The 23908-nt window shown below is 67.3% G+C and carries 28 protein-coding genes; 17 read left to right on the forward strand and 11 right to left on the reverse strand.

Annotated features, from left to right (window positions below; all coding sequences use genetic code 11):
- Window positions 1–66: 66 nt before the first annotated feature.
- Window positions 67–1092, reverse strand: coding sequence for a hypothetical protein (locus tag ATO6_RS03780; protein WP_141101927.1), 1026 nt, complete (start codon window positions 1090–1092; stop codon window positions 67–69).
- A gap of 94 nt (window positions 1093–1186) precedes the next feature.
- Here ATO6_RS03780 and ilvA point away from each other — a divergent pair, with 94 nt between their 5' ends.
- Window positions 1187–2413, forward strand: a complete 1227-nt coding sequence (gene ilvA / locus ATO6_RS03785; protein WP_088622587.1) for a threonine ammonia-lyase IlvA — start codon at window positions 1187–1189, stop codon at window positions 2411–2413.
- On the opposite strand, the gene ATO6_RS03790 is transcribed toward ilvA, so the two are convergent.
- Window positions 2386–2742, reverse strand: coding sequence for an Hpt domain-containing protein (locus ATO6_RS03790; protein ID WP_088622588.1), 357 nt, complete (start codon window positions 2740–2742; stop codon window positions 2386–2388). The two genes, ilvA and ATO6_RS03790, sit on opposite strands and share 28 nt — an antisense overlap.
- A gap of 133 nt (window positions 2743–2875) precedes the next feature.
- On the opposite strand from ATO6_RS03790, the gene ATO6_RS03795 reads away from it, so the two are divergent.
- A complete protein-coding gene (locus ATO6_RS03795) occupies window positions 2876–4150 on the forward strand; it encodes a PP2C family protein-serine/threonine phosphatase (RefSeq protein ID WP_254919062.1) in 1275 nt (424 codons plus the stop codon).
- On the opposite strand, the gene ATO6_RS03800 is transcribed toward ATO6_RS03795, so the two are convergent.
- The gene (locus ATO6_RS03800; RefSeq protein WP_088622589.1) at window positions 4123–4569 is read right to left on the reverse strand and encodes an NUDIX domain-containing protein; all 447 of its coding nucleotides are present in this window, start codon (window positions 4567–4569) and stop codon (window positions 4123–4125) included. The two genes, ATO6_RS03795 and ATO6_RS03800, sit on opposite strands and share 28 nt — an antisense overlap.
- An 81-nt stretch (window positions 4570–4650) precedes the next feature.
- Between ATO6_RS03800 and ATO6_RS03805 the strand changes: the two genes are divergently transcribed.
- The 7 genes from ATO6_RS03805 to ATO6_RS03835 all read left to right on the forward strand — a co-directional run bounded on the left by ATO6_RS03805 (window position 4651) and on the right by ATO6_RS03835 (window position 12959).
- On the forward strand, window positions 4651–5643 hold the full coding sequence (locus ATO6_RS03805) for an Hsp33 family molecular chaperone HslO (RefSeq protein ID WP_088622590.1): 993 nt from the start codon (window positions 4651–4653) through the stop codon (window positions 5641–5643).
- Window positions 5636–6229: a CoA pyrophosphatase gene (locus tag ATO6_RS03810; protein ID WP_088622591.1), complete on the forward strand. Its 594-nt coding sequence runs from the start codon at window positions 5636–5638 to the stop codon at window positions 6227–6229. Before ATO6_RS03805 ends, ATO6_RS03810 begins: the two co-directional genes overlap by 8 nt.
- The gene (locus tag ATO6_RS03815) at window positions 6226–7386 is read left to right on the forward strand and encodes a CCA tRNA nucleotidyltransferase (protein ID WP_254919063.1); all 1161 of its coding nucleotides are present in this window, start codon (window positions 6226–6228) and stop codon (window positions 7384–7386) included. The genes ATO6_RS03810 and ATO6_RS03815 overlap by 4 nt, the downstream gene beginning before the upstream one ends.
- Before the next feature lie 55 nt (window positions 7387–7441).
- On the forward strand, window positions 7442–9286 hold the full coding sequence (locus ATO6_RS03820; RefSeq protein WP_088622592.1) for an ABC transporter ATP-binding protein: 1845 nt from the start codon (window positions 7442–7444) through the stop codon (window positions 9284–9286).
- Window positions 9283–11130 carry an ABC transporter ATP-binding protein gene (locus ATO6_RS03825; protein ID WP_088622593.1) on the forward strand — a complete coding sequence of 616 codons (1848 nt, stop codon included), beginning with the start codon at window positions 9283–9285 and terminating at the stop codon, window positions 11128–11130. Before ATO6_RS03820 ends, ATO6_RS03825 begins: the two co-directional genes overlap by 4 nt.
- 39 nt (window positions 11131–11169) lie before the next feature.
- On the forward strand, window positions 11170–12387 hold the full coding sequence (locus tag ATO6_RS03830; protein WP_088623398.1) for a class I SAM-dependent RNA methyltransferase: 1218 nt from the start codon (window positions 11170–11172) through the stop codon (window positions 12385–12387).
- An 80-nt stretch (window positions 12388–12467) separates the two neighbouring features.
- A complete protein-coding gene (locus tag ATO6_RS03835; protein WP_088622594.1) occupies window positions 12468–12959 on the forward strand; it encodes a murein L,D-transpeptidase family protein in 492 nt (163 codons plus the stop codon).
- A 4-nt stretch (window positions 12960–12963) separates the two neighbouring features.
- Here ATO6_RS03835 and ATO6_RS03840 read toward each other — a convergent pair whose 3' ends face one another.
- Entirely contained in the window at window positions 12964–13500 is a 537-nt protein-coding gene (locus ATO6_RS03840; protein WP_254919064.1) for a CAP domain-containing protein, read from the reverse strand.
- A 164-nt stretch (window positions 13501–13664) separates the two neighbouring features.
- Between ATO6_RS03840 and ATO6_RS03845 the strand changes: the two genes are divergently transcribed.
- Complete coding sequence (locus ATO6_RS03845; RefSeq protein ID WP_088622595.1) at window positions 13665–14279, forward strand: L,D-transpeptidase; 615 nt, start codon at window positions 13665–13667, stop codon at window positions 14277–14279.
- A 149-nt stretch (window positions 14280–14428) separates the two neighbouring features.
- The gene (locus ATO6_RS03850) at window positions 14429–14614 is read left to right on the forward strand and encodes a hypothetical protein (RefSeq protein WP_088622596.1); all 186 of its coding nucleotides are present in this window, start codon (window positions 14429–14431) and stop codon (window positions 14612–14614) included.
- Window positions 14615–14729: 115 nt separating this feature from the next.
- Here the strand turns inward: ATO6_RS03850 and hemH are convergent, their stop codons facing one another.
- Window positions 14730–15782, reverse strand: coding sequence for a ferrochelatase (hemH, locus tag ATO6_RS03855; RefSeq protein ID WP_088623400.1), 1053 nt, complete (start codon window positions 15780–15782; stop codon window positions 14730–14732).
- Window positions 15783–15831: 49 nt separating this feature from the next.
- Window positions 15832–16656: an SAM-dependent methyltransferase gene (locus ATO6_RS03860; RefSeq protein WP_088622597.1), complete on the reverse strand. Its 825-nt coding sequence runs from the start codon at window positions 16654–16656 to the stop codon at window positions 15832–15834.
- A gap of 11 nt (window positions 16657–16667) precedes the next feature.
- Here ATO6_RS03860 and ATO6_RS03865 point away from each other — a divergent pair, with 11 nt between their 5' ends.
- Genes ATO6_RS03865 through ATO6_RS03880 form a run of 4 tightly spaced genes read left to right on the forward strand, consistent with a single transcriptional unit; the run spans window position 16668 to window position 18965 of the window.
- Entirely contained in the window at window positions 16668–17402 is a 735-nt protein-coding gene (locus ATO6_RS03865; protein ID WP_088622598.1) for a double zinc ribbon domain-containing protein, read from the forward strand.
- Between the two features lie 35 nt (window positions 17403–17437).
- Window positions 17438–17698 carry a glutaredoxin 3 gene (gene grxC, locus ATO6_RS03870; RefSeq protein WP_088622599.1) on the forward strand — a complete coding sequence of 87 codons (261 nt, stop codon included), beginning with the start codon at window positions 17438–17440 and terminating at the stop codon, window positions 17696–17698.
- Window positions 17695–18528, forward strand: coding sequence for a carbon-nitrogen hydrolase family protein (locus ATO6_RS03875; protein WP_088622600.1), 834 nt, complete (start codon window positions 17695–17697; stop codon window positions 18526–18528). The genes grxC and ATO6_RS03875 overlap by 4 nt, the downstream gene beginning before the upstream one ends.
- Window positions 18525–18965, forward strand: a complete 441-nt coding sequence (locus ATO6_RS03880) for a MarR family winged helix-turn-helix transcriptional regulator (RefSeq protein ID WP_088622601.1) — start codon at window positions 18525–18527, stop codon at window positions 18963–18965. Before ATO6_RS03875 ends, ATO6_RS03880 begins: the two co-directional genes overlap by 4 nt.
- Here ATO6_RS03880 and ATO6_RS03885 read toward each other — a convergent pair.
- Together ATO6_RS03885 and ubiG are read right to left on the reverse strand one after the other, a co-directional pair.
- Window positions 18962–19999: a sodium:calcium antiporter gene (locus ATO6_RS03885; protein WP_088622602.1), complete on the reverse strand. Its 1038-nt coding sequence runs from the start codon at window positions 19997–19999 to the stop codon at window positions 18962–18964. The genes ATO6_RS03880 and ATO6_RS03885 overlap by 4 nt on opposite strands.
- Window positions 20000–20083: 84 nt before the next feature.
- Entirely contained in the window at window positions 20084–20830 is a 747-nt protein-coding gene (gene ubiG / locus ATO6_RS03890; RefSeq protein ID WP_088622603.1) for a bifunctional 2-polyprenyl-6-hydroxyphenol methylase/3-demethylubiquinol 3-O-methyltransferase UbiG, read from the reverse strand.
- A gap of 49 nt (window positions 20831–20879) precedes the next feature.
- On the opposite strand from ubiG, the gene pip reads away from it, so the two are divergent.
- A complete protein-coding gene (pip, locus tag ATO6_RS03895; protein ID WP_088622604.1) occupies window positions 20880–21857 on the forward strand; it encodes a prolyl aminopeptidase in 978 nt (325 codons plus the stop codon).
- Here pip and ATO6_RS03900 read toward each other — a convergent pair.
- Complete coding sequence (locus ATO6_RS03900) at window positions 21854–22303, reverse strand: SRPBCC family protein (RefSeq protein ID WP_088622605.1); 450 nt, start codon at window positions 22301–22303, stop codon at window positions 21854–21856. The two genes, pip and ATO6_RS03900, sit on opposite strands and share 4 nt — an antisense overlap.
- 46 nt (window positions 22304–22349) lie before the next feature.
- Between ATO6_RS03900 and ATO6_RS03905 the strand changes: the two genes are divergently transcribed.
- Window positions 22350–22703, forward strand: coding sequence for a helix-turn-helix transcriptional regulator (locus ATO6_RS03905; RefSeq protein WP_088622606.1), 354 nt, complete (start codon window positions 22350–22352; stop codon window positions 22701–22703).
- On the opposite strand, the gene ATO6_RS03910 is transcribed toward ATO6_RS03905, so the two are convergent.
- Both ATO6_RS03910 and ATO6_RS03915 read right to left on the reverse strand, forming a co-directional pair.
- Complete coding sequence (locus ATO6_RS03910; protein WP_088622607.1) at window positions 22690–23112, reverse strand: PaaI family thioesterase; 423 nt, start codon at window positions 23110–23112, stop codon at window positions 22690–22692. The two genes, ATO6_RS03905 and ATO6_RS03910, sit on opposite strands and share 14 nt — an antisense overlap.
- A 67-nt stretch (window positions 23113–23179) precedes the next feature.
- Window positions 23180–23878 (reverse strand): hypothetical protein, encoded by a 699-nt coding sequence (locus ATO6_RS03915; protein ID WP_088622608.1) that lies wholly within the window; start codon window positions 23876–23878, stop codon window positions 23180–23182.
- Window positions 23879–23908 lie beyond the last annotated feature (30 nt).

Consider the following 23908-nt stretch of genomic DNA (forward strand, 5'->3'; position numbering starts at 1 on the left):
ACGGTCAGGCGCGTAGCGCGTTTTCGGGCGGGGAACAAGGGCCGGGCGGGGTCCGGCGGATGCCGATCAGTCGTCCACGACCGGGACGATCAGGTAATCGTCGGTCGGCACGACCGTTTCGCGCGCATAGTCGTCCTGAGCGTCGAGGATGCCGACGGCGTCCTCGGGCGTGGTCTTGCCGTCGATCAGACCCTCGAACGCTTCGCGGGCCTCGGGGGACAGGTCCTCGATGGTGCGGCCGCCCGATGCCTTGGCAAAGGCGTCCTCACCGACAAGGCTCGCCTCTTCCAGCTCGGATTCCAGCGTCCGGACCTGATCTTCGAGCGATTTGATGCGTTCGGCGTTTTCCGCCGCCGCGTCCTCTGCATACCTGACGTCGGATTTCAGCGCGTCGATCTGGCCGAGGTCGGGATTCTCGACCGCCTGCGCATCCTTCAGCTGTTGCTGGCGGGCCTCGAGGCGCTGTTCCAGATCGGCCTGCTTGGTCTTGGCCGCCTCAAGCTCGGACCGGGCGGCGGCCAGATCCTCTTCGGTCGAGGCCGCCTTCTGCGCCGCGATGGCATATGCCGCGATCTGACCGACGCGGCTGGTGGCGGCGGCGTTGCTGTAGGCGACCGGGCTGGCATGGGCCGCGTTCAGGGATTTGAGCTCCGAGGCTATCGCACCGTTGCTGTGCTCGGGCCGTGATTTCGGACGCGGCGAGGTGGGGACAGCCGTTCTGACGCGCGGGCCGCGATTCACGGTGGTCTTGGACCCCGTCCCGCGTTTCGCCTGACCCACGGGGGCGCCGAAAATGGCGCCGAGCGCCTTGCCTATGCCGTTGGATCCGTTGCCGTGGGATTTGCCATTGCCATTGCCACGCCCGTTGCCGCCGGCATTGCTCTTGCCGGCGCCTTGGCCCTTGCCACCGCCGTTCGCGCTGCCGCCGCCATTGCCACCGCCGTTACCGCCTCCATTGCCGCCGCCTCCGCCGCCACCGGGCCCTTTCGCAAAGGCCGGTGCTGCCCCGACAAGGGGCACGGATGTGGCGAGCGGCGAGATGCAGAGCGCCGCAATCGCAAGTGTCGCGCATGCCATGCGCATATTTGTCATTCTTCTACCCCTGTTCCCCGCGTGGCGCAGAAAACCAAAGCTGTATTTGTCCCAACCGCTTGAACGCCATGCGCACAGGGTTCATTGGTATCCCATGCAAGCTTTCCGCTCATCCGCCCAACGGGCCACACAGGACATGCGCGTCGTCTTTCCGCAGACGCCGTGTCAGAGGAACGATCACCTCTCGGCTTTGTTCCGCGCCGACATATGGCTGAAACGCGAGGATCTCAGCCCTGTGCGCAGTTATAAGCTGCGCGGCGCGTTCAATGCCATGCGCAAGGTGGAACAGGCGTCTATGTTCGTTTGCGCAAGCGCTGGTAACCACGCGCAGGGGATGGCCTATATGTGCCGTCACTTCGGGGTTCCGGGGGTGGTTTTCATGCCCGTCACCACGCCCCAGCAGAAGATCGACAAGACCCGGATTTTCGGCGGAGAATTTATCGAAATTCGTCTGGTGGGTGACTATTTTGACGCAACGTTAGGAGAGGCGCAGGCCTTCTGCGCGCGGGTCGGGGGGCATTTCCTCGCCCCGTTCGACGATCGCGACGTGATCGAGGGGCAGGCCAGCGTCGCGGTGGAGATTGAAGCGCAGATGGACGCACTGCCGGATCGGATCGTGCTGCCGGTGGGCGGCGGTGGCCTGGCGGCGGGCATCCGGTCGTATTTCGGCGATGAGGTCGCGCTGACCTTCGTGGAACCCGAAGGCGGCAAGAGCTTTGCCGCCGCGATCGAGGCCGGGGGGCCGGTCACGCTCAACAAGGTGGACAATTTCGTCGACGGCGCCGCGGTCGCGCGGATCGGTGCCGCGCCGTGGGAGGTGCTGAAGGACACACCGCGCGGTGATATCCTGGCGGCGCCCGAGAACCGGATCTGCACCACGATCCTCGACATGCTGAATGTCGAGGGGATCGTTCTGGAACCGGCGGGGGCGCTTGCGGTCGATGCCCTGAAGGACATCGCGGATGAAATCGTCGGCACGCGGGTGGTCTGCATCACCTCGGGCGGGAATTTCGACTTCGAACGCCTGCCGGACGTGAAGGAACGGGCGCAGCGCTATGCGGGTCTGAAGAAGTACCTGATCCTGCGGCTGCCGCAGCGCCCCGGCGCGCTGCACGAGTTTCTGGACGTGCTGGGGCCCGAGGACGACATCACGCGGTTCGAATACCTCAAGAAATCCGCGCGCAACTTCGGGTCGGTCCTGATCGGGATCGAGACCAAGCAGGCGGGCAATTTCGACGCGCTGTTCCGGCGGCTGGATGACACGGGCTTTGTCTATCGCGATACGACGGACGATCAGATCCTGGCCGAGTTCCTGATCTGATCCGGCCCGGTCGGGGTCAGCGCCGCGGTTTGGCCGGTTTCCATAAGCAGATCCCGCGAGGCGCGGAAAGTGTCGCGGATCGCCGCCAGGTCGACCGCTCCGCCCGCCAGCGCGGTCTGTTCCGCCCGCCCGCAGAGCCGGGCCAGCGCGACAAAGCCCAGGGTCGCGGCGCTGCCTTTCAGATAATGCAGACGGTCGGGCAGGCCGGGGCCGGGCAGCAGGGCATCGACCGTGTCTGCCGTGTCCGTCAGGAACAGGTCCACCACGTCGTCGAAATCATCCTGCCCGACCTCATCGGCCAGGGCGGCAAGCCGGGTCCAGTCGATCATCGCATCCTCCTGTCCAGTGCCGGGACTCTAACGGCGGGGGCTTAACATCTGCCTGACCGGGACGCGGGTCGCGTCTTTACCGCGTTTTAAGCCGGTGGGCCTACCAAGCCGCAGGGCCGGGAAAGGCAGGATCGTGCAGGCAAAACGACTGAACCCTTCGGGCGCGGGGCTGGCCACGGACAGTCCGCGCCGGGTGCTGGTGGTGGACGACAGCCGCCTTCAGCGCCGGGTGCTGCGCGCCATGCTGACCCGTTGGGGCTACGAAGTGGAAGAGGCGGCCAGCGGCGCCGACGCGCTAGAGATATGCCGCGACCGGCCGCCCTGCATGATCCTGTCGGACTGGATGATGCCCAGCATGGACGGGCTGGAATTCTGCCGCGCCTTTCGCGCGCTCGAGGGGGACAGCTATGGCTATTTCATCCTGCTGACCTCGAAAAGCGACAAGGCCCATGTGGCCGAGGGGCTGGACTCCGGCGCCGACGACTTCCTGACCAAGCCGGTGAATGCCGACGAACTGCGTGCGCGCATCCGGGCGGGGGAGCGGCTGACAGCAATGCAGCGGCGGCTGGCGGACAACAACCGCCTGCTCAGTGCAACGCTGGCGGAACTGCAGGCGATCCACGATTCCATCGACGGCGACCTGATCGAGGCGCGCAAGCTGCAGCAGAGCCTTGTTCGGGAACGGTTCCGCGACTTTGGCAGCGCGCAGGTGTCGCTGATGCTGTCGCCCGCCGGGCGCGTCGGCGGCGACCTCGTCGGGTTCTTTCCCGCGGAAGAGGGTCGGCTGGGGCTTTTCGCGCTCGACGTGGCGGGGCACGGGATCAGCTCCGCGCTTATGACCGCGCGGCTGGCCGGCTATTTCTCGGCCGCCGCGCCGGATCAGAACCTTGCCCTGAAACGCACGCGCACAGGCTATGCGGCGCGCGCGCCCGACGAGGTGGTCGCCCAGCTCAGTCGCCTCGTGCTGGAGGAGGCGGGGGGCGAACACTACCTGACGATGGTTCTCGCCCTGTGCGATCTCGGCTCCGGCGTGGTCGAGCTGGTGCAGGCGGGTCATCCGCATCCGCTGATCCAGCGGGCCGACGGGCGGATCGAACCCGTGGGCGGCGGCGGCCTGCCTGTCGGCCTGATCGAGGATGCGCGGTTCGACACAGTGTCGCTGCGGCTGGGGCCCGGCGACCGGCTGCTCATCGTGTCCGACGGGATGATCGAATGCCCCGATGCGGACGGAGGCATCGTGGGCGAGGTGCGGCTGGCGGGGATGCTAGAGGCACTCGCCACGACAGAGGGCCCGGCCCTGATGGAAACGCTGGTCTGGATGCTCGGCGAACAGGGTGGCGGGGCCGACTTCCCCGACGATATTTCCGGTGTGCTGTTCGACTACCGCGGCGCGGCGGCGAGGATCTGAGCGAGGATCGCCCGCTCGCCGTCGTTGGCCAGCAGCTCCAGCGCGGCTTCGGCGGGGGTCCAGAGCGCCATGTGCCCCGGTTCGGTCGGCGGCCCCATCGGCCGGATCGGGCGGGCCATCCAGATGGTGCAGATCTTCTCGGCCCACAGGTCATATTCGGGCATGTAGGCGAACCGCTTGTAGACCCCCACGCGGCGCGGCGTGCCGATGCGCCAGCCGGTTTCCTCGTAGACCTCGCGGTGCAGCGCCCGCATCGGTGATTCGCCGGGATCGATGCCGCCGCCGGGCAGCTGGAACTCGGGCTCCGGCTCCAACTGGTGGGTCAGCAGCAGTGCGCCGTCGCGCGGCAGGATGGCATAGACACCGGGCCGGTGCGTGTAGCTGACATCGGGCCTGACCGGGTCTCCGAAACGCCGCATCGTGATCCATCCTTCCGCGGGGGGCTTCTTGCCGCTGCCTGCCTGTCGGTTTAGGACAGGGACAAGCGCAAAGGACACCCAATGACAATAGGTTCCAAACTGGCCTGGGACGACACGGTTCTGCCGTTCCAGCTGGACAATTCGGATATTCGGGGCCGCGTCGCGCGCCTCGATGGCGTGCTGGACGGCATCCTGAAGCAACACGATTACCCCGTGGTTGTCGAGGCACTGGTGGCGGAAATGGCGCTGCTTGCGGCCCTCATCGGACAGTCGATCAAGCTGCGCTGGAAATTGCAGCTGCAACTTCAGTCGGATGGCCCGGTCCGGATGATCGCCTGCGACTACTACGGCCCCGAGGAAGAAGGCGAGCCGGCGCGCATCCGCGCGTATGCCAGCTTCGACCGCGACCGGATCACCGGCGACGTCCCGATGGAGCAGGTCGGCAACGGGTATTTCGCGATCATGCTGGACCAGGGTGAGGGGATGACCCCCTATCAGGGCATCACCCCGATCACCCCCGGCGGTCTGGCCCGCAGTGCCGAGGCCTATTTCGCGCAGTCCGAACAGCTGCCGACCCGCTTTTCGCTCAGCTTCGGCCTGTCGACCGAGGCGGGTGGGGCCGAGCACTGGCGCGGCGGCGGTGTTATGATCCAGACCATGCCCAAGGCCAGCCCCCTGTCGGGCGGCGGGTCCGGCGAGGGCGGGCTGATCCTCGCCGCCGATCTGGTCGACGGCGATCAGGAAGAGGACTGGAATCGCGTCAACTTCCACCTCGACACCGTCGAGGCGATGGAGCTGACCGGCCCGACCGTGGCCCCGACCGACCTGCTGGTCCGCCTGTTCCACGAGGAGCAGCCACGCGTTTTCGACGCGCAGCCGGTGCGGTTCGGCTGCTCGTGCTCCGAGGACAAGGTGCGGCAGTCGCTGTCGATCTACTCGGCCAAGGACATCCAGAAGATGACCACCGACGAGGGCACGGTCACCGCCGACTGCCAGTTCTGCGGGGCGCATTACGTGCTGGACCCCAAGACGGTCGGGTTCGAGGCGGAAAAGGGGGACGACACGGGTGAGTGACGTTTTCGAGCATCTGCGGCGCACCCTCGGGGAGGAGGGCAAGCCCACCTCGGATTACGAACTGAACCCCGGCGTTTTCGTCCCCGACAAGCCGACCCGCCCGGCCGGCGTGCTGATCGCCATCGAGATGCGCGGGGGCGAGCCGTTCGTCTGGCTGACCAAGCGGTCGTCGGCCCTGAAACATCATCCGGGCCAGATCGCCTTTCCCGGCGGCAAGGTCGATCCGGTGGATCGTGACGCCACCGATGCCGCGCTGCGCGAGGCCGAGGAAGAGATCGGCCTGCCGCGCGACAACGTGGAGGTGCTGGGGTTCCTGCCCGAGCATGACACGGTGACCAACTTCCGCGTCCGGCCCGTTGTGGCGAAGGTTCTGGCGCCGTTCACGCCGATTGCCGAACCGGGCGAGGTGGCCGAGGTCTTTGCCGTGCCGCTGTCGCATCTGGCGGAGCCGTCGAACTACATGAAAGAGGGTCGCCGCTGGCGCGGGACGCGGCGGCTGTATTACGTCGTGCCCTACGGACCCTACTACATCTGGGGCGCCACGGCGCGCATGTTGCGGGTGCTGGCGGACCGGGTGGCGCCGTGACACGGATCGCGGGCGACTGGCTGGACCGGCCCGCGACACAGGCCGTGTGCCGGATGCTTGAGGACGCGGGGCACAGGGCGCTGTTCGTCGGTGGCTGCGTCCGCGACGCATTGGTCGGGCGCGCGGTGGGCGATATCGACATCGCGACGGATGCGCGGCCCGAGGTGGTGACGGCGCTGGCCGGGGCGGCGGGGTTGCGCGCGGTGCCGACGGGGATCGACCACGGAACGGTGACGGTGGTGTCGGACGGCGTGCCGCACGAAGTCACGACCTTTCGCCGGGACGTGGAGACGGATGGCCGCCGCGCCGTGGTCGCCTTCGCCGATACGGTCGAGGAGGACGCCCGGCGGCGCGATTTCACGATGAACGCGCTTTATGCCGATGCGCGGGGTGCGGTCTCCGATCCCCTCGGCTCGGGGCTCAGGGACCTCGCCGCGCGGCGGGTGCGGTTCATCGAGGATCCGGAAGTGCGGATCCGCGAGGACTATCTGCGTATCCTGCGGTTCTTCCGGTTTCACGCCTGGTACGGCGACCCCGACGCCGGGATGGACGCCGATGCGCTGGCCGCGATTGCCGCGCTTTCGGGCGGAATAGAGACACTTTCGGCCGAGCGGATCGGCCACGAGATCAAGCGTCTGCTCGGCGCGCCGGACCCGGCGCCCTCGGTCGCCGCGATGCGGGCGACCGGGGTGCTGATGCAGGTTCTGCCGGGAGCGGACGATCGGGCACTTGCCCCGCTGGTCCACCTGGAAGCTGAGGCGGCTGTCGCGCCGGACGCCATGCGCCGTCTGGCTGCGCTGGGCGGAGAGAGCGTCGACGACCGCCTGCGCCTCAGCCGGGCCGAGGCAAAGCGGCTGGACCACATCGCGCGGGCGGTCGATGACGGCGCAGGACCGGAAGTGCTGGGCTATCGCCACGGCGTCGAGGCCGCACGCGATGCCGTCCTGATCCTCGCCGCCAGTCTCGGCCAGCCCCCGGCCCCCGACGCGCTGGACCTCACCATCCGCGGGGCGCAGAGGACACTGCCAGTGAGGGCGGAGGACCTCATACCCGAATACGAGGGCGCGGCGCTTGGCGCGAAGCTGAAGGAGATCGAGGCGCGCTGGATCGCCTCGGGTTTCGCATTGACGCGCAGTGAGCTGTTGAACGGCGCGTGAGCGTGGCTTGACCCCGCCCGCCGGAACGTCAGTATCCCCGGCAAAGGAGATACCGATGCGGCCGGACAGGTTGATCGACGCGTTCCGGCCCGCCGAAGGGCCGCCCCCCACGACGCTCATGCGCTTTATCCGCTGGTCCCTGCGCGGCGCCTTCCCGGCGCTGTGGCTGGCGGCGTTCCTGTCGGCGCTCGCGGGCGCGATGGAGGCGGGAACGGCGTGGATCCTCGGCAAGGTCATCGACCGTGCGACGGAAACCGGGTCGGAGGGCTTCTTCGCGCCCGAGAACATCGGCCTTCTGGTGCTGTCCGTCGGCTTCTTCCTGATCGCGCGCCCGCTGTTCTTTGGCCTGTCCTCGGCGGCCGGGTCCATCGTCGTCTCGCCCAATGTCGACACGATGGTTCTGGCGCGGCTGCATCGCTGGACGCTGGGGCAGTCGGTCGTGTTCTTCGACAACGACTTCGCCGGGCGCATCGCGCAGAAGCAGATGCAGGCCGCCCGCGCGCTGACCGACGTGACGGTCGAGATGATCAACACGGTCGCCTTCGCGCTCGCCTCGCTGGTCGGGGCCGTGGCGCTGATCGTGGGGATCGACTGGCGTCTGGCGCTTGGGTTCGTGGTCTGGCTCTGTGTCTATCTCGCCCTGATCCGCTATTTCCTGCCCCGTATCCGCGAACGGGCGAAAACCCGTGCGGCGGCGCGGGCGATGGTGACCGGGCAGATCGTCGACACGATCACCAACATCAAGACGGTCAAGCTGTTCGCCCATGACGACCACGAGGACCGCGCGGCGCTGAATGCCATGGGCGGTTTTCGGACGCGGGTGCTGGAGTTCGGATATCTCGCCGCGACCTTCCGCGTGCTGCTGAACGCGCTGGCGGGGACCCTGCCGCTGTTCCTTGTCGGCGGATCGCTGTGGCTGTGGTCGCTGGGGCAGGCGACGATTGGCGATGCGGTGGCCGCCGGGACGATCGCGATGCGGGTGGCGCAGATGACCGGGTGGGTCAGTTTCGCGCTGATGAACACCTACGCCAATATCGGCGAGGTCGAGGACGGGATGCGCACGCTCGCGCGGTCCGTGCGGCTGGAGGATGAACCGGGTGCGAACGTGCTGCGGGTGACGGAAGGGCTCGTGACCTTCGAGAACGTGGGCTTCGCCTACGGCCGCGAAAAGGGCGGGGTGCAGGACATCGCGCTGGACATCGCGCCGGGCGAAAAGCTGGGGATCGTGGGCGCTTCGGGGGCCGGGAAATCGACGCTCGTGGCGTTGCTGCTGCGCATGTACGACCCGGAACAGGGTCGCATCCTGATCGACGGACAGGACATCCGCGACGTGACGCAGGTCAGCCTGAGGCGGCAGATCGGCATGGTCACGCAGGAAACGATGATGTTCAACCGCTCGGCGCGGGACAACATCCTCTACGGCAATCCGGAGGCGGGTGAGGACGATCTGGTCCGCGCGGCCGAGAAGGCCGAGGCGCATGACTTCATCGGCGACCTGATCGACCACACCGGGCGCGAGGGTTACGAGGCCCGGCTGGGCGAGCGCGGCGTCAAGCTGTCGGGCGGCCAGCGTCAACGGATCGCGCTGGCCCGCGCCATCCTAAAGGACGCGCCGATCCTCGTGCTGGACGAGGCGACCTCGGCGCTCGATTCCGAGGTCGAGGCGGCGATCCAGGGCGCGCTGGAGCGGGTGATGGAAGGCAAGACGGTGCTGGCCATCGCGCACCGGCTGTCGACCATCAGCCACATGGACCGGATCGTGGTGCTGGAGGCGGGGCGGATCGCGGAAATCGGCTCTCACGAAGAGCTTCTGGCGCAGGACGGGCTGTATGCGCGGTACTGGTCGCGGCAGTCGGGCGGGTTCCTCGGCCTCAAGGATCAGGCGGACGCCGCGGAATGATCGCACCGGTTCGCAAGCTTCTGTCGATGATCGACGCCTTTCGCCCGGCCGACGGGCCGCCGCCCTCGCGGCTGTTCCCCTTCGTCCGCTGGGCGCTGCGCGGCGCTGGCCCGGCGCTGGCGCTGACCTACGGCATCTCGCTTCTGGCGGGCTCGACCGAGGTCTTCGCGGCCTGGTTGACCGGCTGGGTCATCGACACGGCGACGGAGCAGGGGCCGGGCGACTTGATCACGCTCTACTGGCCGCTTCTGCTGGCGATGGCGCTGTTCTACCTCGCCGTCCGACCAGTGATCTTTGCCGTCGATTCAGCGACGACCAGCTTGCTGATCGGCCCGCACCTGTTCCCGCTGATCCTGCAACGGCTGAACCGCTGGACGCTGGGTCATTCGATGCGGTTCTTCGACAACGATTTCGCCGGGCGGATCAGCCAGAAGGCGATGCAGACCGCCCGCGCGCTGACCGACATCGTGTTGGAGTTCTCGGACGCGTTTTTCTACGGCTTCGCGATCTTCATCGGGACGATGTTCCTGCTGGCCTCGATCGACGCGCGGCTGCTGCTGGGGTTCATCGTCTGGGGCGCGTTCTATATCGCCGCGCTGGTGTGGTTCATCCCGCGCGTGCAGGCGAGCGCGGCACATCGCGCGGGGGCACGGGCCGCGGTGACGGGGCAGGTGGTCGACACGCTGTCGAACATCACGACGGTCAAGCTTTTCGCGCATCACGACCACGAGGACCGTGCGACCCTGTCCGCGCTGAAACGGTTCCTCGAACGGGCGCTCGACTTCGGGATGCTGTCGGTGACCTATCGGCTGGTGCTGCTGACGCTGGGCGGGCTGCTGCCGCTGATCGCACTTGGCGGGTCGCTGTGGCTCTGGTCGCGCGGCGCGGCGACGGCGGGGGACATCGCGATGGCGTCCATGGCCTCGACCCGGCTGTCGATGGTGACGAACCGGATGGGCCGGGCGGCGGTGTCGATCTTCACCAACCTCGGCGAGGTGCAGGACGGGATCGCGACCCTGACCCCGCCGCACGAGATTGCGGATCGCGAGGGCGCGGCGACCGAGGCGCCGTTGCGCGACGGGCTGCGGTTCGAGCATCTGACATTCACCTTCGGGCGGCCCGGCCAGCCGGCGCTGGACGACTTCGACCTGACCGTGAAACCGGGCGAGAAGATCGCGCTGGTCGGTGCCTCGGGCGCGGGGAAATCGACGGCGATGTCGCTGCTGCTGCGGCTGTATGACGTGGAACAGGGTCGCATTCTGTTCGGCGGCACCGACATCCGCGACATCACGCAGGAGGCGCTGCGGCGGCAGATCGCTGTGGTCCGGCAGGAGACGGCGATGTTCAATCGCTCCGCGCTGGAGAACATCCGCTATGGCCGTCCCGAGGCGACGGATGCCGAGGTCGAGGAGGCCGCGCGCAATGCCGCCGCCGACGGCTTCATCCGCGAGCTGCGCGATCACCGCGGGCGCGAGGGGTATGACGCGCATCTGGGTGAGCGGGGCGTGAAGCTGTCGGGCGGACAGCGGCAGCGGGTGGCGATCGCGCGGGCGATCCTCAAGGACGCGCCGGTGCTGGTGCTGGACGAGGCGACATCGGCGCTGGATTCCGAGGTCGAGGCCGAGATCCAGGAGGCGCTGGAGCGGGTGATGCGCGGCAAGACCGTTATCGCCATCGCGCACCGGCTGTCGACGATCAGCCACATGGACCGGATCGTTGTCATGGACGCGGGCCGGATCGCCGAGAGCGGGACGCATGACGAGCTGCTGGCGCGCGACGGGCTATATGCCCGGTTCTGGTCGCGGCAGTCGGGCGGGTTCCTGAACGCGGATGCCGCCGAATAGGGCTTGGCGGCGTCGGTGCCGGCGCTGTATCGGGCGGGGATGGAGACATATCGCATAGAACGGCTTGGCCAGCACGGGGACGGCATCGCCCCCGGCCCGGTCTTTGCACCCCTGACCTTGCCGGGCGAAGAGGTGACCGGGCGGCTCGACGGCCAGCGGCTGGAGGAGGTGAAGATCGTCACTCCTTCGGCCGAGCGTATATCCGCGCCCTGCCGGCATTTCCGGACCTGCGGCGGCTGTTCCCTGCAGCACGCCGCGCCGGAGTTCATCGCCGGATGGAAGGCCGATGTCGTGCGTCAGGCGCTGAGTGCGCAGGGGATTTCAGGCGAAATCGGCTCTGTTCACACCTCGCCCGCCCGGTCGCGGCGGCGTGCGACCTTGTCGGTGCGGCGGACCAAGAAGGGGGCGATGGCAGGGTTTCATGCGCGAGGATCGGATGTCATCGTCGAGATCCCGGACTGCCACCTGCTGCACCCCGACCTGATGGCCGCCCTGCCGGTGGCCGAGGCGCTGGCGGTCGCCGGAGGGTCGCGCAAGGGCGAGCTGTCGGTCGCGGCGACGCTGTCGCTCTCCGGTCTGGACGTGGCCGTGACCGGTGGCAAGCCGCTGGACGGGCCGCTCAGGATCGCGCTGGCGGCCGAGGCGGAACGGCTGGGACTGGCGCGGCTGGCATGGGACGACGAAGTCGTGGCGATGGCGCATCCGCCGGTGCAGGTGTTCGGCCGCGTGCGTGTGGTGCCGCCGCCGGGTGCCTTCCTGCAGGCGACGGCGGATGGCGAAGCGGCGCTGCTGGCGGCGGTTTCGGCCCTGGTGCAGGGGAAAACCGCCATCGCCGACCTGTTCGCGGGATGCGGGACATTCAGCCTGCCGATGGCCGAAGGGGCCGAGGTTCATGCCGTCGAGGGCGATGCGGCGATGCTGGACGCGCTCGACAAGGGATGGCGGCAGGCGCAGGGGCTGAAGCGCGTGACGCACGAGGCGCGCGACCTGTTCCGGCGGCCGCTCATGCCTGACGAGCTGAAACGGTTCGATGCCGTGGTCATCGACCCGCCGCGCGCGGGGGCTCAGGCGCAGGTGGCGGAGATCGCGAAAGCGCGGGTGCCGATGGTCGCGCATGTGTCCTGCAACCCTGCGACCTTCGCCCGCGAGGCGGCGGTGCTGATCGCTGCCGGCTACGACATGGGGCCGGTCACGGTGGTGGACCAGTTCCGGTGGTCAGGGCATGTGGAGCTGGTCGCCGGCTTCACGATGGCGTGAGCGGATCGGGACTTCGCAAATCGCCCGGCAAAAGGTAAAAGGCGCGTAAGGCGACCAAGATCTCCAAAGGCAGTTCGGACATGGCATTCCTGCGCATACTCGTGATTCTCGCGCTGACGCTCGGCGTCACGGCGTGTTCCAAGTTCAAGCATTACGACGGGCCCGAAGTGACCCGCGTGGTGGTCTACAAGGAGCAGCGCAAGATGTACCTGCTGCACAATCAGGAGGTGCTAAAGGCCTATGACTTCGGTCTCGGCTTCACCCCGGTCGGGCACAAGCAGTTCCGCAATGACGGCAAGACGCCCGAAGGCGAATACACCATCGACCGCCGGAACCCCAATTCGGAGTTCCACCTGTCGATCGGCATCTCCTACCCGAACAAGCTGGATCGAGAATTTGCGTCCTCGCAGGGCAAGAGCCCCGGCGGCGATATCTTCATCCACGGGCGGCCTTGGAAGTATCGCAAGGGCGGTCAGGACTGGACGGCTGGCTGCATCGCGGTGACCAACAAGGAGATCGAGGACATCTACGCGATGGTCCGCGACGGCACGCCGATTTCGATTTATCCGTAAGGGCTTACGACCCCGGCGTCGTCGCCGGGATGCCGCCGCCCATGAGCAGGGTCCACCAGATCTTGCCGTTGGGTTCCTGATGCCAAGCGAACCCGAGGTCCTGCGCGCGGCGGTCCAGGACGACCTCTCGGGTGTCCGGCTGTTCCATCCAGGCCGACAGGGTTTCGATCTCGGTTTCGTAGGTTTCCGAGATGTTTTCGCCCAGCATGGCGCCATAGTAGCCGACCCGCCGCACCCGGTCGATGGGCGAGGACCCGTCGGACCCGAAGTGCCAAGGCCGGTTCTGGTTGGCCATGTCGCGGGAATGGGTGGCCGCGGCTGCGTTCAGCCGGGGATCGAGCTGGACGGGCGTCGCGCCCGAGGCCTGGCGCAGCGCGTTGACCGCATCCAGCATCTCGTACTGGATCCGCGCCTCCTGCCCGTTGGCGATGCGGTAGACGCGCGGCAGCGGTTTCCCGTCCGGGCCCAGACGTGCGGGCGTCGGCGTATCGCAGGCCGCGAGGAACATCAGGGCAGGAACGAGAAGAAGCGGCAAACGCATGGAACACCCCCGGTCAGTACAGCGTTCGGGTCACTTAGCGCAGGGGGCGTTGCTTGACAAACCCACAACTCCGCGAGATCGGGATGGCACGGGGGTTTGAATTGCGACTGCGGCTTCGTCGCCATAAAGTGCAGCCCCGTGGAGTTCCGGTTCAGGAGTCACCAATGTCCATCACATCGAACAAGCTCGGCCGACGCGCCTTTCTGGCGAGCGGTGCGGCCATGCTGGCCGCGCCCGCCATCGCGCAGCAGACGGCCGCCTACAACGCGCCCTTCGCAAACTCGACCGAGGTCGAGCGGGATCCGAACGAGGTCGTGCGCCGCAACATTTCGTCCTTCCGCTCGCTCGACTGGCGGCCGTATTTCTCGAACACGAAGAACGGCGCGGTGCTGGTCGACATCACCAGCCGGGCCCTGCATTTCTGGTCCGAGGATCAGTCGGTCTACAAGCTGTATCCGACGTCTGTTCCGCTGACCGAAGAGCTGACCCGCCGCGGCCGGACCGACATCGTCCGCAAGGTCGTCGGACCCGAGTGGCGGCCGACGCCCGAGATGAAGCAGCGCAACCCTGAATGGCCGGACTATGTCGGGCCGGGGCCGGACAACCCCTTGGGCACGCACGCGCTTTACCTGAGCTGGACCTACTACCGCATCCACGGCACCCACGACACGCGCAAGATCGGGCGGCGATCCTCCAACGGATGCATCGGGCTTTACAACGAGCACATCGAAGAGCTGTTTGGCCTGACCAATGTAGGCACGCAAGTGTTGCTTATTTGACGACATTCCGGCCAAGTGCTTCTGACCGCTCGCAAAGGGCAATTGCAATCACGAAGCTTTGCTGGTTAGAACAAAAGCACGAGGTAAGTCTTGGGTGCTCCATGTCCTTTCACCTGTTGGGGGCATCGGGCGCATATCTGGAGGATAACATGAAGAAACTCGTTCTCGCTGCTGCCATGGTTGCCGCCGCTTCGACCGCATACGCAGGCTCCATGGCCGAGCCGGTCATCGAAGCACCGGTGATCGTCGAAGAAACCACCAGCTCCTCTTCGGGTCTCCTGATCCCGCTGCTGATGCTGGTCGTGATCGGCATCGTGGTTGCAGTGAACGCCTGATATTCTGCTTCGGCAAGAATTCAAAAGAAAAGGCGGTGGTTTTCCACCGCCTTTTTTCTTGTCCCGAGGTCGTGATCCGGAGTGATTTGCGACCCCGGACAGGGCCGGACCGGCCTCAGTCCAGCCAGCCGGACAGGTTCGCGCGGATGCGCCCGGTCAGCGCCGCGATATGCGCATCGTCGTCGTTCAGGCAGGGGATGTAGGTGAAGCTTTCGCCGCCCGCATGTTCGAAGCTCTCGCGGATCTCCTCGTTGATCTCTTCCAGCGTCTCGATGCAGTCCGCCGAGAAGGCGGGCGCGATGACGGCGATTCGTTTCTTGCCCCTGCGGGCCAGTTCCGCGACTTCCTCGACGGTGTAGGGCTTTAGCCATTCCTCGGGTCCGAACTTGGACTGGAAGGTGCTGGTGATTTTTTCATCGTCCCAGCCCAGCCGTTCCTTCAACAGTCGCGTCGTCTTCACGCACTGGCAGTGGTAGGGGTCGCCCTCGGTCAGATAGCGGAACGGCAGCCCGTGGTAGGAGCAGACGAGGATGTCCGGCTTGGTCTCCAGCTTGGCATAGGCGCGTTCCACGGACTGGGCGAGCGCGTCGATATAATCCGGGTCGTCGTAGTAGGGCGGCAGGGTGCGCGAGGCGGGCTGCCACTTCTCGGCCATCAGCGCGCGGAAGAACTGATCGTTCGCGGTCGCCGTCGTGGCCCCGGCGTATTGCGGGTAGAGCGGGCAGAACAGGATCCGGGTGCAGCCCGCCGCCACCATCTCGCGGACCTTGGACGCGGTGGAGGGGTTCCCGTAGCGCATGCAGAGGTCGACCATCACCCGGTTGCCGTAGGCCTCCGTCAGCGAGGCCTTCAGCTTGACCAGCTGTGCCTTGGAGATCGTCATCAGCGGGCTTTCGTTCGCCTCGGTGTTCCAGATCGACCGGTAGGCGGCGCCGGACTTGCGCGGGCGGACGGTCAGGACGATGCCCTGCAGGATCGGCTGCCATTTCCACTTGGGATAGTCGATCACGCGCTGGTCCGACAGGAACTCGTTCAGGTAGCGGCGCATCGACCAGTAGTCGGTGCCGTCCGGGGTTCCGAGGTTGGCGATCAGGATTCCCACCTTCTCGCGCGGGATGGCGGGGTGGTCCGCGGGTGCATGTGTCGGGCGGCTCGCGTCGGCTTGCATCATGTCTCTCCTGTCCGTCGCGCCGGAGATAGAGGCTTTCGCCGGGCGGTCAATCCTCGAGCGGGGTTTCCGCGGTCCCGAGGGCCTGGGCGAGACGATGCGTCGCTGATCCGGGCCGCAAGGGCTGCGGCTGGCTGTCGTCGGGGGCCCAGCCGGACAGGTGGATGATCTCGAAGGTCGCGGGGATGCGGCCGTCGGCATCGGCATGGGTCTCGGCGTAGATGCGGGCGGCCTCGGCCAGCACCGCCCGGCGGGTGGGGCGGCGCAGGCGGTGGTGCAAGGCGTTCGCCTCGCCCATGTGGCGCAGGTCGCGCATCAGGGCGAACGCGTCCGGGTAGGTGACGGTCAGGCGGTCGCTGTCGGCCACGGGCAGGGCGAGGCCCGCGCGCTGGAGCAGGGCGCCGAGGTCGCGGATCTCGGCCATCGGGGCGACGCGGGGGGACAGGCCCCCGGTGAGGCGCGATTCGGCCTCGGCCAGCGCGGCGCGCAGTTCGTGCAGCGTCTGGCCACCGAAGAGGCAGGCCAGCAGCAGGCCGTCCGGTTTCAGCGCGCGGCGGGTCTGGATCAGCTGGCCGACGGGGTCGTTGGCCCAGTGCAGGGCCATCGCGTGGATGGCGAGGTCATGTGCGCCGGGGGTGACGTCCAGCACCTCGTCCGCGTCGACGCAGACAGCGTCGGGCAGGCCGAGACGCGTGGCGAAGCGAGCGGCGAGGGGTCCGACGATCAGCGGGGCAGTAAAGGTTCTGTTAACCAGTTGCAGCCGATACTCGATCTCGTCCGCAGCCGCATCCTTCAGGAAAAGGGCCTCGTCGCGCAGACGCGCGTGGTTGCGTGCGATGGCTTTCGGATCGGACAGGCGGGGCGGGGTCGACATGGCAGCTAGGTATGCCTGCTAGGGCGAACTTTCAAACGGTTCTGCGCGTGGTCTACCCGCCCCGCTGCCTCACCTGCGGCGAGATGGTGGAAAGCGACTTCGGCCTCTGCGGGCCCTGCTGGCGGGACACGCCCTTCATCGACGGTTTCCGCTGCGATCTCTGCGGCCTGCCGCTGCCCGGCGGGCGCACCGGAGAGGTCGCGCAGTGCGACGACTGCATGATCCGCACCCGGCCGTGGCGGCAGGGGCGGGCGGCGATGCTCTACGACGGCAACGCGCGACGGCTGGTGCTGGCGCTGAAGCATGGCGACCGGCAGGACCTCGCCCGACCCTGCGGTCATTGGATGGCGCAGGCGCTCCACGATGTGGACACCTCCGACCTGCTGGTCGCGCCCGTGCCGCTCAGCCGGCGACGATTGATCCGCCGGCGCTACAACCAGTCGGCGCTGCTGGCGCGGGCGCTGGCGGCGGAACTGGGGGCGGAGGTCTGTCCCGATCTGCTGATCCGCACACGACACACGCCTGTTCTGGACGGGTTGGGGGCCGAGGCGCGGTTCACCACGCTCGACGGTGCGATCGCGGTGCATCCCCGGCGGGAGGGGATCGCGCGGGGCAAAAGGGTGCTGATCGTCGACGACGTGATGACCGCGGGGGCCACCCTCACCGCCTGCACAATGGCCGCACTCGGCGCCAGTGCGCAGGATGTGACCGTGGCGCTACTGGCGCGCGTGGCCAAAGGCGCCTAAGTTCCGGCGGAAGCGTTTTCCGCACGGAGGCTCCCATGAAACCCGTGGATATCTACACAACCCCGATCTGTGGCTTCTGCCACGCCGCCAAGCGCCTGCTGTCCGAGAAGGGCGTGGCGTTCAACGAAATCGACGTGATGCGCGCCCCTGACAGGCGGCAGGAGATGATGGACCGCGCGCACGGCCGTCACACCGTGCCGCAGATTTTCGTGGGCGAGACCCATGTCGGCGGCTGCGACGATCTCTATGCGCTCGACCGGGCGGGCAAGCTCGACCCGCTGCTGGCCGACGCATGAAGGCCGCGCTGCTCCAGATCACCTCGTCGGACGATCCGGCGGCGAACCTTGCCACCGTGACCGCGATGATCCGCGAGGCGGCGGCGAACGGCGCGGGCTTTGTCCTGACGCCCGAGGTCACGAACTGCGTCTCGGCCAGCCGGACCCGGCAGGAAGAGGTGCTGACCATGCCGGAGGAAGATATCTTCCTCGCCGCCATGCCGGACCTCTGCCGTGAACTGGGCATCTGGCTGCTGATCGGCTCGCTCGGGGTCAAGACGACCGATCCCGACGGGCGTTTCGCCAACCGCTCCTTCCTGATCTCGCCCGAGGGCGCGCAGGTGGCGTGGTACGACAAGATCCACATGTTCGACGTGCAGGTGTCGGAAACCGAGACCTATCGCGAATCGGCGGGCTACCGGCCGGGCGACCGGGCGGTGGTGGCCGATGCCGGGTTCGCCAAGATCGGGATGACCGTCTGCTATGACATCCGGTTCCCCAGGCTCTACCGCACGCTGGCCCATGCCGGGGCGCAGGTGCTGACGATCCCCGCCGCCTTCTCTCCGCTGACCGGGCAGGCGCACTGGGAAAGCCTGCTGCGCGCCCGCGCGATCGAGAACGGGTGCTGGGTGCTGGCCCCCGCGCAGTGCGGCACGCACGAGGCCTCGCGCGGCCGGGCCCGGTCGACCCACGGACACGGTATCGCGGTCGCGCCCTGGGGCGAGGTCGTCGTGGACCAGGGGACCGAGCCGGGGATCGCCTATGTCGACCTGGACATCGCCAGGGTGGACGAGGCGCGGGCCAAGGTGCCCTCGATCACCCACGACCGGGAGTTCACGCTGGACGGATGAATGACCCGACCCACTCTCTCGCGGTCACGCTGTTCAGCGAGATCCTGACCTCTGACCAGCTGGTGCGGAACCGGCTGGGCAAGGTCCTGCCGCGCGGGATGGAGATCAGCCATTTCTCGGTCCTGAACCACCTTGCCCGGACCGGGGGCGAACGCAGCCCGGCGCAGCTGGCCAAGACGTTCCACGTCACGCGCGGGGCGATGACCAACACGCTGAACCGGCTGGAAACGTCGGGCTACATCCACGTCCGGCCCGACTGGGACGACGCGCGGCGCAAGATGGTGACGATCTCGCCCGCCGGGCGTCTGGCGCGGGACACGGCGCTGAGCGCGATCACCCCCATGATCCGCGAACTGGTGGGCGACATGGGCGAGGAGAACGTCCGCGCCGCCCTGCCAATCCTGCGCGAACTGCGGCTGAAGCTGCAGGGCGACTAACCGGTGCTCGTCTGGATCGCGATGGCGCCGGCGTAGATCGCCAGCATCAACACGCTTTCCACCCCGATCCCCGCCGGGCCACGCCGTTCCCGCACGATCAGCCCGCCGAGCAGCACGGCGGTCATCAGCGCGGCGGTGGTCAGCCAGAAATAGTCCTGCATCCCCGCCGCGTGGTAGAGCGATCCGTCGCGATAGGCGGTGTCGGCGGCGGTCAGGAACAGCGTGTCGAACGTGTTGCCGCCGATGATCCCCCCGACCGCAAGCTGCAGCGCGCCGCGCCGGACGGCGGCAAGTGTCGTGACCAGCTCGGGCAGCGAGGTGACGACGGCGGTCATCAGGGCCCCGACGAGCGAATCCGACAGTCCCACCCGGTCCGCGATGCCGGAGCCGGAGCGGGCGATGAACCAGCCCGCGATCCCCATGACGGCCATCAGCAGGGCGAAGCCGCCGAACAGCGACAGGTTCGACTGGCGGGCGCTTTCGTCGTCTTCGTCCTCGGGCGCGTCGGTGCGGGTGTCGCGGGTGCGGACCGGGTGCCACATCGGCTGTTCGCGGGTGATGCGGCTGACGAACAGACCGCCGACATAGGCGATGAGGATAAGGGCCGACGCTGGGTGAATCGCGAAGAGCGTCCATTCCGGTGTGGTCAGCGCGGCCATCGGCAGCATCAGCAGCACCATCAGCAGAACGCCCTGAAAGATGTTCGTCACTTCGGCCGCCGCATGTTCGAGGTTGGCCTTGCGGAACAGCAGGTCGGCGAGGGCGAGAAACGCCGTCTGCGCCGCGATCCCGCCGATGGAGTTCGAGAAGGCGAGCGAGGCGCGGCCGTCCAGCGCGGCGGTGACCGAGACCACCGTGCCGGAGAGCGAGGTGGCGGCCCCGAGGATCACGCCGCCCACGATCGCCTCGCCCAGCCCTGTGCGATCCGCGATCCGGTCGGCGATGCCGGTCATGCGGATACCGCTGAGGCAGATGACGGCCCCGGCGGCGGCAAAGATCGCGATGAGAACGGGAAGGGAGGCGTCGCTCAGCACGGACCTGTCCCGTGTGGCGGGGCGGGGGTGTGTTCGGGGCGTCGCATGGGGCCATAACGCGGCCCCGGTGCGCGGGTTCCGGGATCAGCTGCGGCGGACGGCTGCGGTGACGTAGTTCACCGTCAGGTCACGGTCCGAGATGTGCCATTGCCAGGACACCGGGTTGAAGACGTAGCCCTTGCGGTCCACCGGCTCCATCCCCGCCTTGCGGATCAGGTCGAAGAGTTCGTCCGGGGTGATGAACTTCGACCATTCGTGGGTGCCCTTGGGCAGCCAGCGCATCACCCATTCCGCGCCCACGATCGCCATGGCAAAGCTCTTGGGGTTGCGGTTGATCGTGGAGCACAGGTGCAGGCCGCCGGGTTTCAGCAGATCGTGGCAGGCGGTCAGGTAGGCCAGCGGGTCGGAGACGTGTTCGACCACTTCCATGTTCAGGACCACGTCGAACCTTTCGCCCGCCGCCGCCATCGCCTCGGCCGTGGTGTGGCGATAGTCGATGTCGAGCCCGGACTGTTCGGCGTGCAGACGGGCGACGGGAATGTTCCGCTCCGCCGCATCGGCGCCGACCACCGTGGCGCCCAGACGGGCCATCGGTTCGCACAGCAGACCGCCGCCGCAGCCGATATCCAGCAGGCGCAGGCCGGCGAATGGCCGGGACGACGCAAGGTCACGGTCGAATTCCTCGGCGATCTGGCGCGTGATGTAGTCCAGCCGCACCGGGTTCATCATGTGGAGCGGTTTGAACTTGCCCGTCGGGTCCCACCATTCCGCCGCCATCGCCTCGAACTTGGCGACTTCTTTCGGGTCAATGGTGGTCGGTGCGTCGGTCATGGATCAACTCATTCTGGCGTCCGGTTGTGCCCCCCTATATAGGACGAATATGGACAAATACTCCGGCCAAAAGAGCGCAGCCCATTTCCTCTATCCGCCGATCGACCCGTTCGATCGCCGGATGCTGGAGGTCGGGAATGGTCATACCGTCTACATGGAACAGTCCGGCAAGCCGGACGGCATTCCGGTCGTGGTTCTGCACGGCGGGCCGGGGGGCGGATGCAGCCCGGCGATGCGGCGCTATTTCGACCCCGAGAAATACCACGTGATCCTGTTCGACCAGCGCGGCTGTGGCCGGTCGCGGCCCCATGCCAGCGTCTATGCCAACACGACGTGGGACCTGGTGCGCGACATCGAACAGATCCGCGAAACCGTGGGTGTCGAGCGCTGGGCGGTTTTCGGCGGCAGCTGGGGCGCGACACTGGCGCTGATCTATGCCCAGACCCATCCAGACCGGGTCAGTCACCTGATCCTGCGCGGCGTCTTCCTGATGACGCAGGCCGAGCTGGACTGGTTCTATGGCGGCGGCGCGGGCAATTTCTGGCCCGAAGCCTGGGCGCGGTTCGCGGGGATCATCCCCGAGGACGAGCGCGACGACATGATCGCGGCATACCACAAGCGCCTGTTCTCCGGAAACCAGGCCGAAGAGGTGCGCTATGCCCGCGCCTGGTCGCAGTGGGAAAACGCGCTGGCCTCGATGTCGTCCAGCGGGCTGGGGGGCGAGCCGCCGGGCGACTATGCCCGCGCCTTCGCCCGGCTCGAGAACCACTATTTCACGAACAACGGCTTCCTTGAGGAAGACGGGCACATCCTGAACCGGATGGACCGGATCGGCGATATTCCCGGCGTCATCGTTCAGGGCCGCTACGACATGATCTGTCCACCGCGCATGGCCTACGAACTGTCGTCGCGCTGGCCCAATTCCGAACTCAGGATGGCCAGCCATTCCGGCCACGCCCTGTCCGAACCGCAGATCAGCGAGGAGCTGGTGCGCGCGATGGACCGGATCGCGGCGCAGGACGATTAACGATACATCCCTGCCCGCAGGTTGATGCCGTGTTCCAGCCAGGCCTTCATGGCGCAGATCATCTGTGACCAGCCCATGCAGTTGCCGTAGGACTGCCTGATCCCGTCGTCGCCGGGGTCGAACCCTTCCTCTGTGATCGACACGAGCGTCCGCCCGTCCTCCAGCGCCTCGAACCGCATGGTGACGAGGGTGTTGGCCGGATGCTCCGGCGTCTCGCCGCCCCATTTCAGGACGATGCGGGTGTTCTGTTCGACCTCGGTCACGAAGACCGGGAAGGCGCCGGGGAAGTCATGGAAATCCCACGTAACCGTCGCGCCGGGCGTCAGGCGCCCCTTGGCGCCGCCCGTGGTGAAGTATTCCGACAGAATGCCGGGATCGACGACCGCCTCGAACACCTCTTCGACCGGTTTCGCGATGCGGCCGCTGACTTCGAACCTCGGTTTCATGACGGCTCCTGTTGCGTGGTGTCTACATATGTTATAGATTCGTAACATGTCAGAACAGCCCGACGACGACAAGGTTTTCCGCGCGCTCGCCTCGCCGCACCGGCGGCGGATCATGGACCTGCTGCGCGAGGAACCGATGACCACCGGCGCGCTGGATGCACGTCTGCCGGAACTTGGGCGCTGCGCGGTGATGCAGCATCTGGGGGTGCTGGAAGAGGCCGGGATCGTCGTCGCGCGGAGGCAGGGGCGGCTCAGGTGGAACCACCTCGACGTGATGCCGATCAAGCGGATCAACGACCGCTGGATCGGGGATTACGCCAGCGGCGCGGTCGGACTGATCGCGCGCTTGAAATCGGAACTGGAAGGGGCCGGGGAAGCGACCGCCGTCACTTCCCCTTGAACTTGCGCCAGATCCCGTGGGCGCGGCCGATCAGCTCTCCGTCCGCGTGCACTTCGCTTTCCATGAAGGTCATGGTGCCGGTCTGCTTGGTGATCTTGGGGTAGAGGATCACGAAGGTCCCGATCTGGCCCGCGCCGATGAAGTCGTAGCTGAAGTTCACCGTCGCCACCGGCTTGCCGCCGTTTGCGTGGCGGACCTGACGGCCCATGCCCCGGTCGGCCAGCGTCATCAGCATCCCGCCCTGCACGACGCCGTTGATGTTGCGGTGATAGTCGTCCGCGATGAAGCCGATGATCTCGCCGCCCTTGCCGTCGTCCTTGCGCCAGAACGGTCCGACGTGACCGATAAAGCCGTCATCCTCGACCTTTTCCCAGCCTTCGCCCGGCGGCGTCTTCATCACGTCCTTCATTGCATGCGATCCTCATGTATCCTGTCCGGCGCAGGGCTAGCACGGGATGCGGGCAAGGGGAATGCCGTCAGGCCGCTCCGGCACGTGTGCGATACTTGCGGGACAGCAGCAGTTCGGCGCGGCCCTTGGTCAGCCACGCGATGCCGAAGGCCCAGACCCCGCCCGCTTCGCACCAGAAGACGATGGCATTGTCCTGAACGAAGGCCTGCGCCGCCTCGCCGCCGCGGGCGCGCAGGTAGGCCGAGAGGGTGGCCAGCAGCCCCGCACCGATGATCGCGACACCGCAGGCGCGGTAGATGCGGCGGCGCGCGGGGCTGGCGGTGCGGGCGAATTTCACGAGGCACATGTAGGCGAGCGAGAACAGGAACACCTGCGCGGCGAGGTAATGCGCGCCGACCGCCACCTTCAGGCCGACGGCGGCCTGCGTGACGGTGATGATGTCTCCGGTCTGCGATTCGTTGGGGAAGAGCGCCACCGCGAGCGCGGCGAAGCCTGCGAGGCTGGTGACGAAGTCGTCCGACACCCGCTCGGCCCCCTCGGGCCCGTGGCCCTTGTAGGCGATCAGGAACATCCCGATGGCAAAAAGGCAGCCGACGAAGATGTCCCGCTGAAGGCTGTGATAATAGTCACTCATCGACGGCAGGATGCGCGCGTCCTCGACCAGACCGGCGGCGAGCAGCAGGAAGGGCAGGGCAATCCCCAGCCCGCCCAGCACCTGCCGGACGCGGTAGTAGGATATGGCCATTTCGACGGTGGGATCCTTCATGTGCGCACCTCTCTGCCCCGTGGCCATGCT

This window comes from Oceanicola sp. 22II-s10i (genome assembly GCF_002210105.1).
GTDB lineage: Bacteria > Pseudomonadota > Alphaproteobacteria > Rhodobacterales > Rhodobacteraceae > Pseudooceanicola.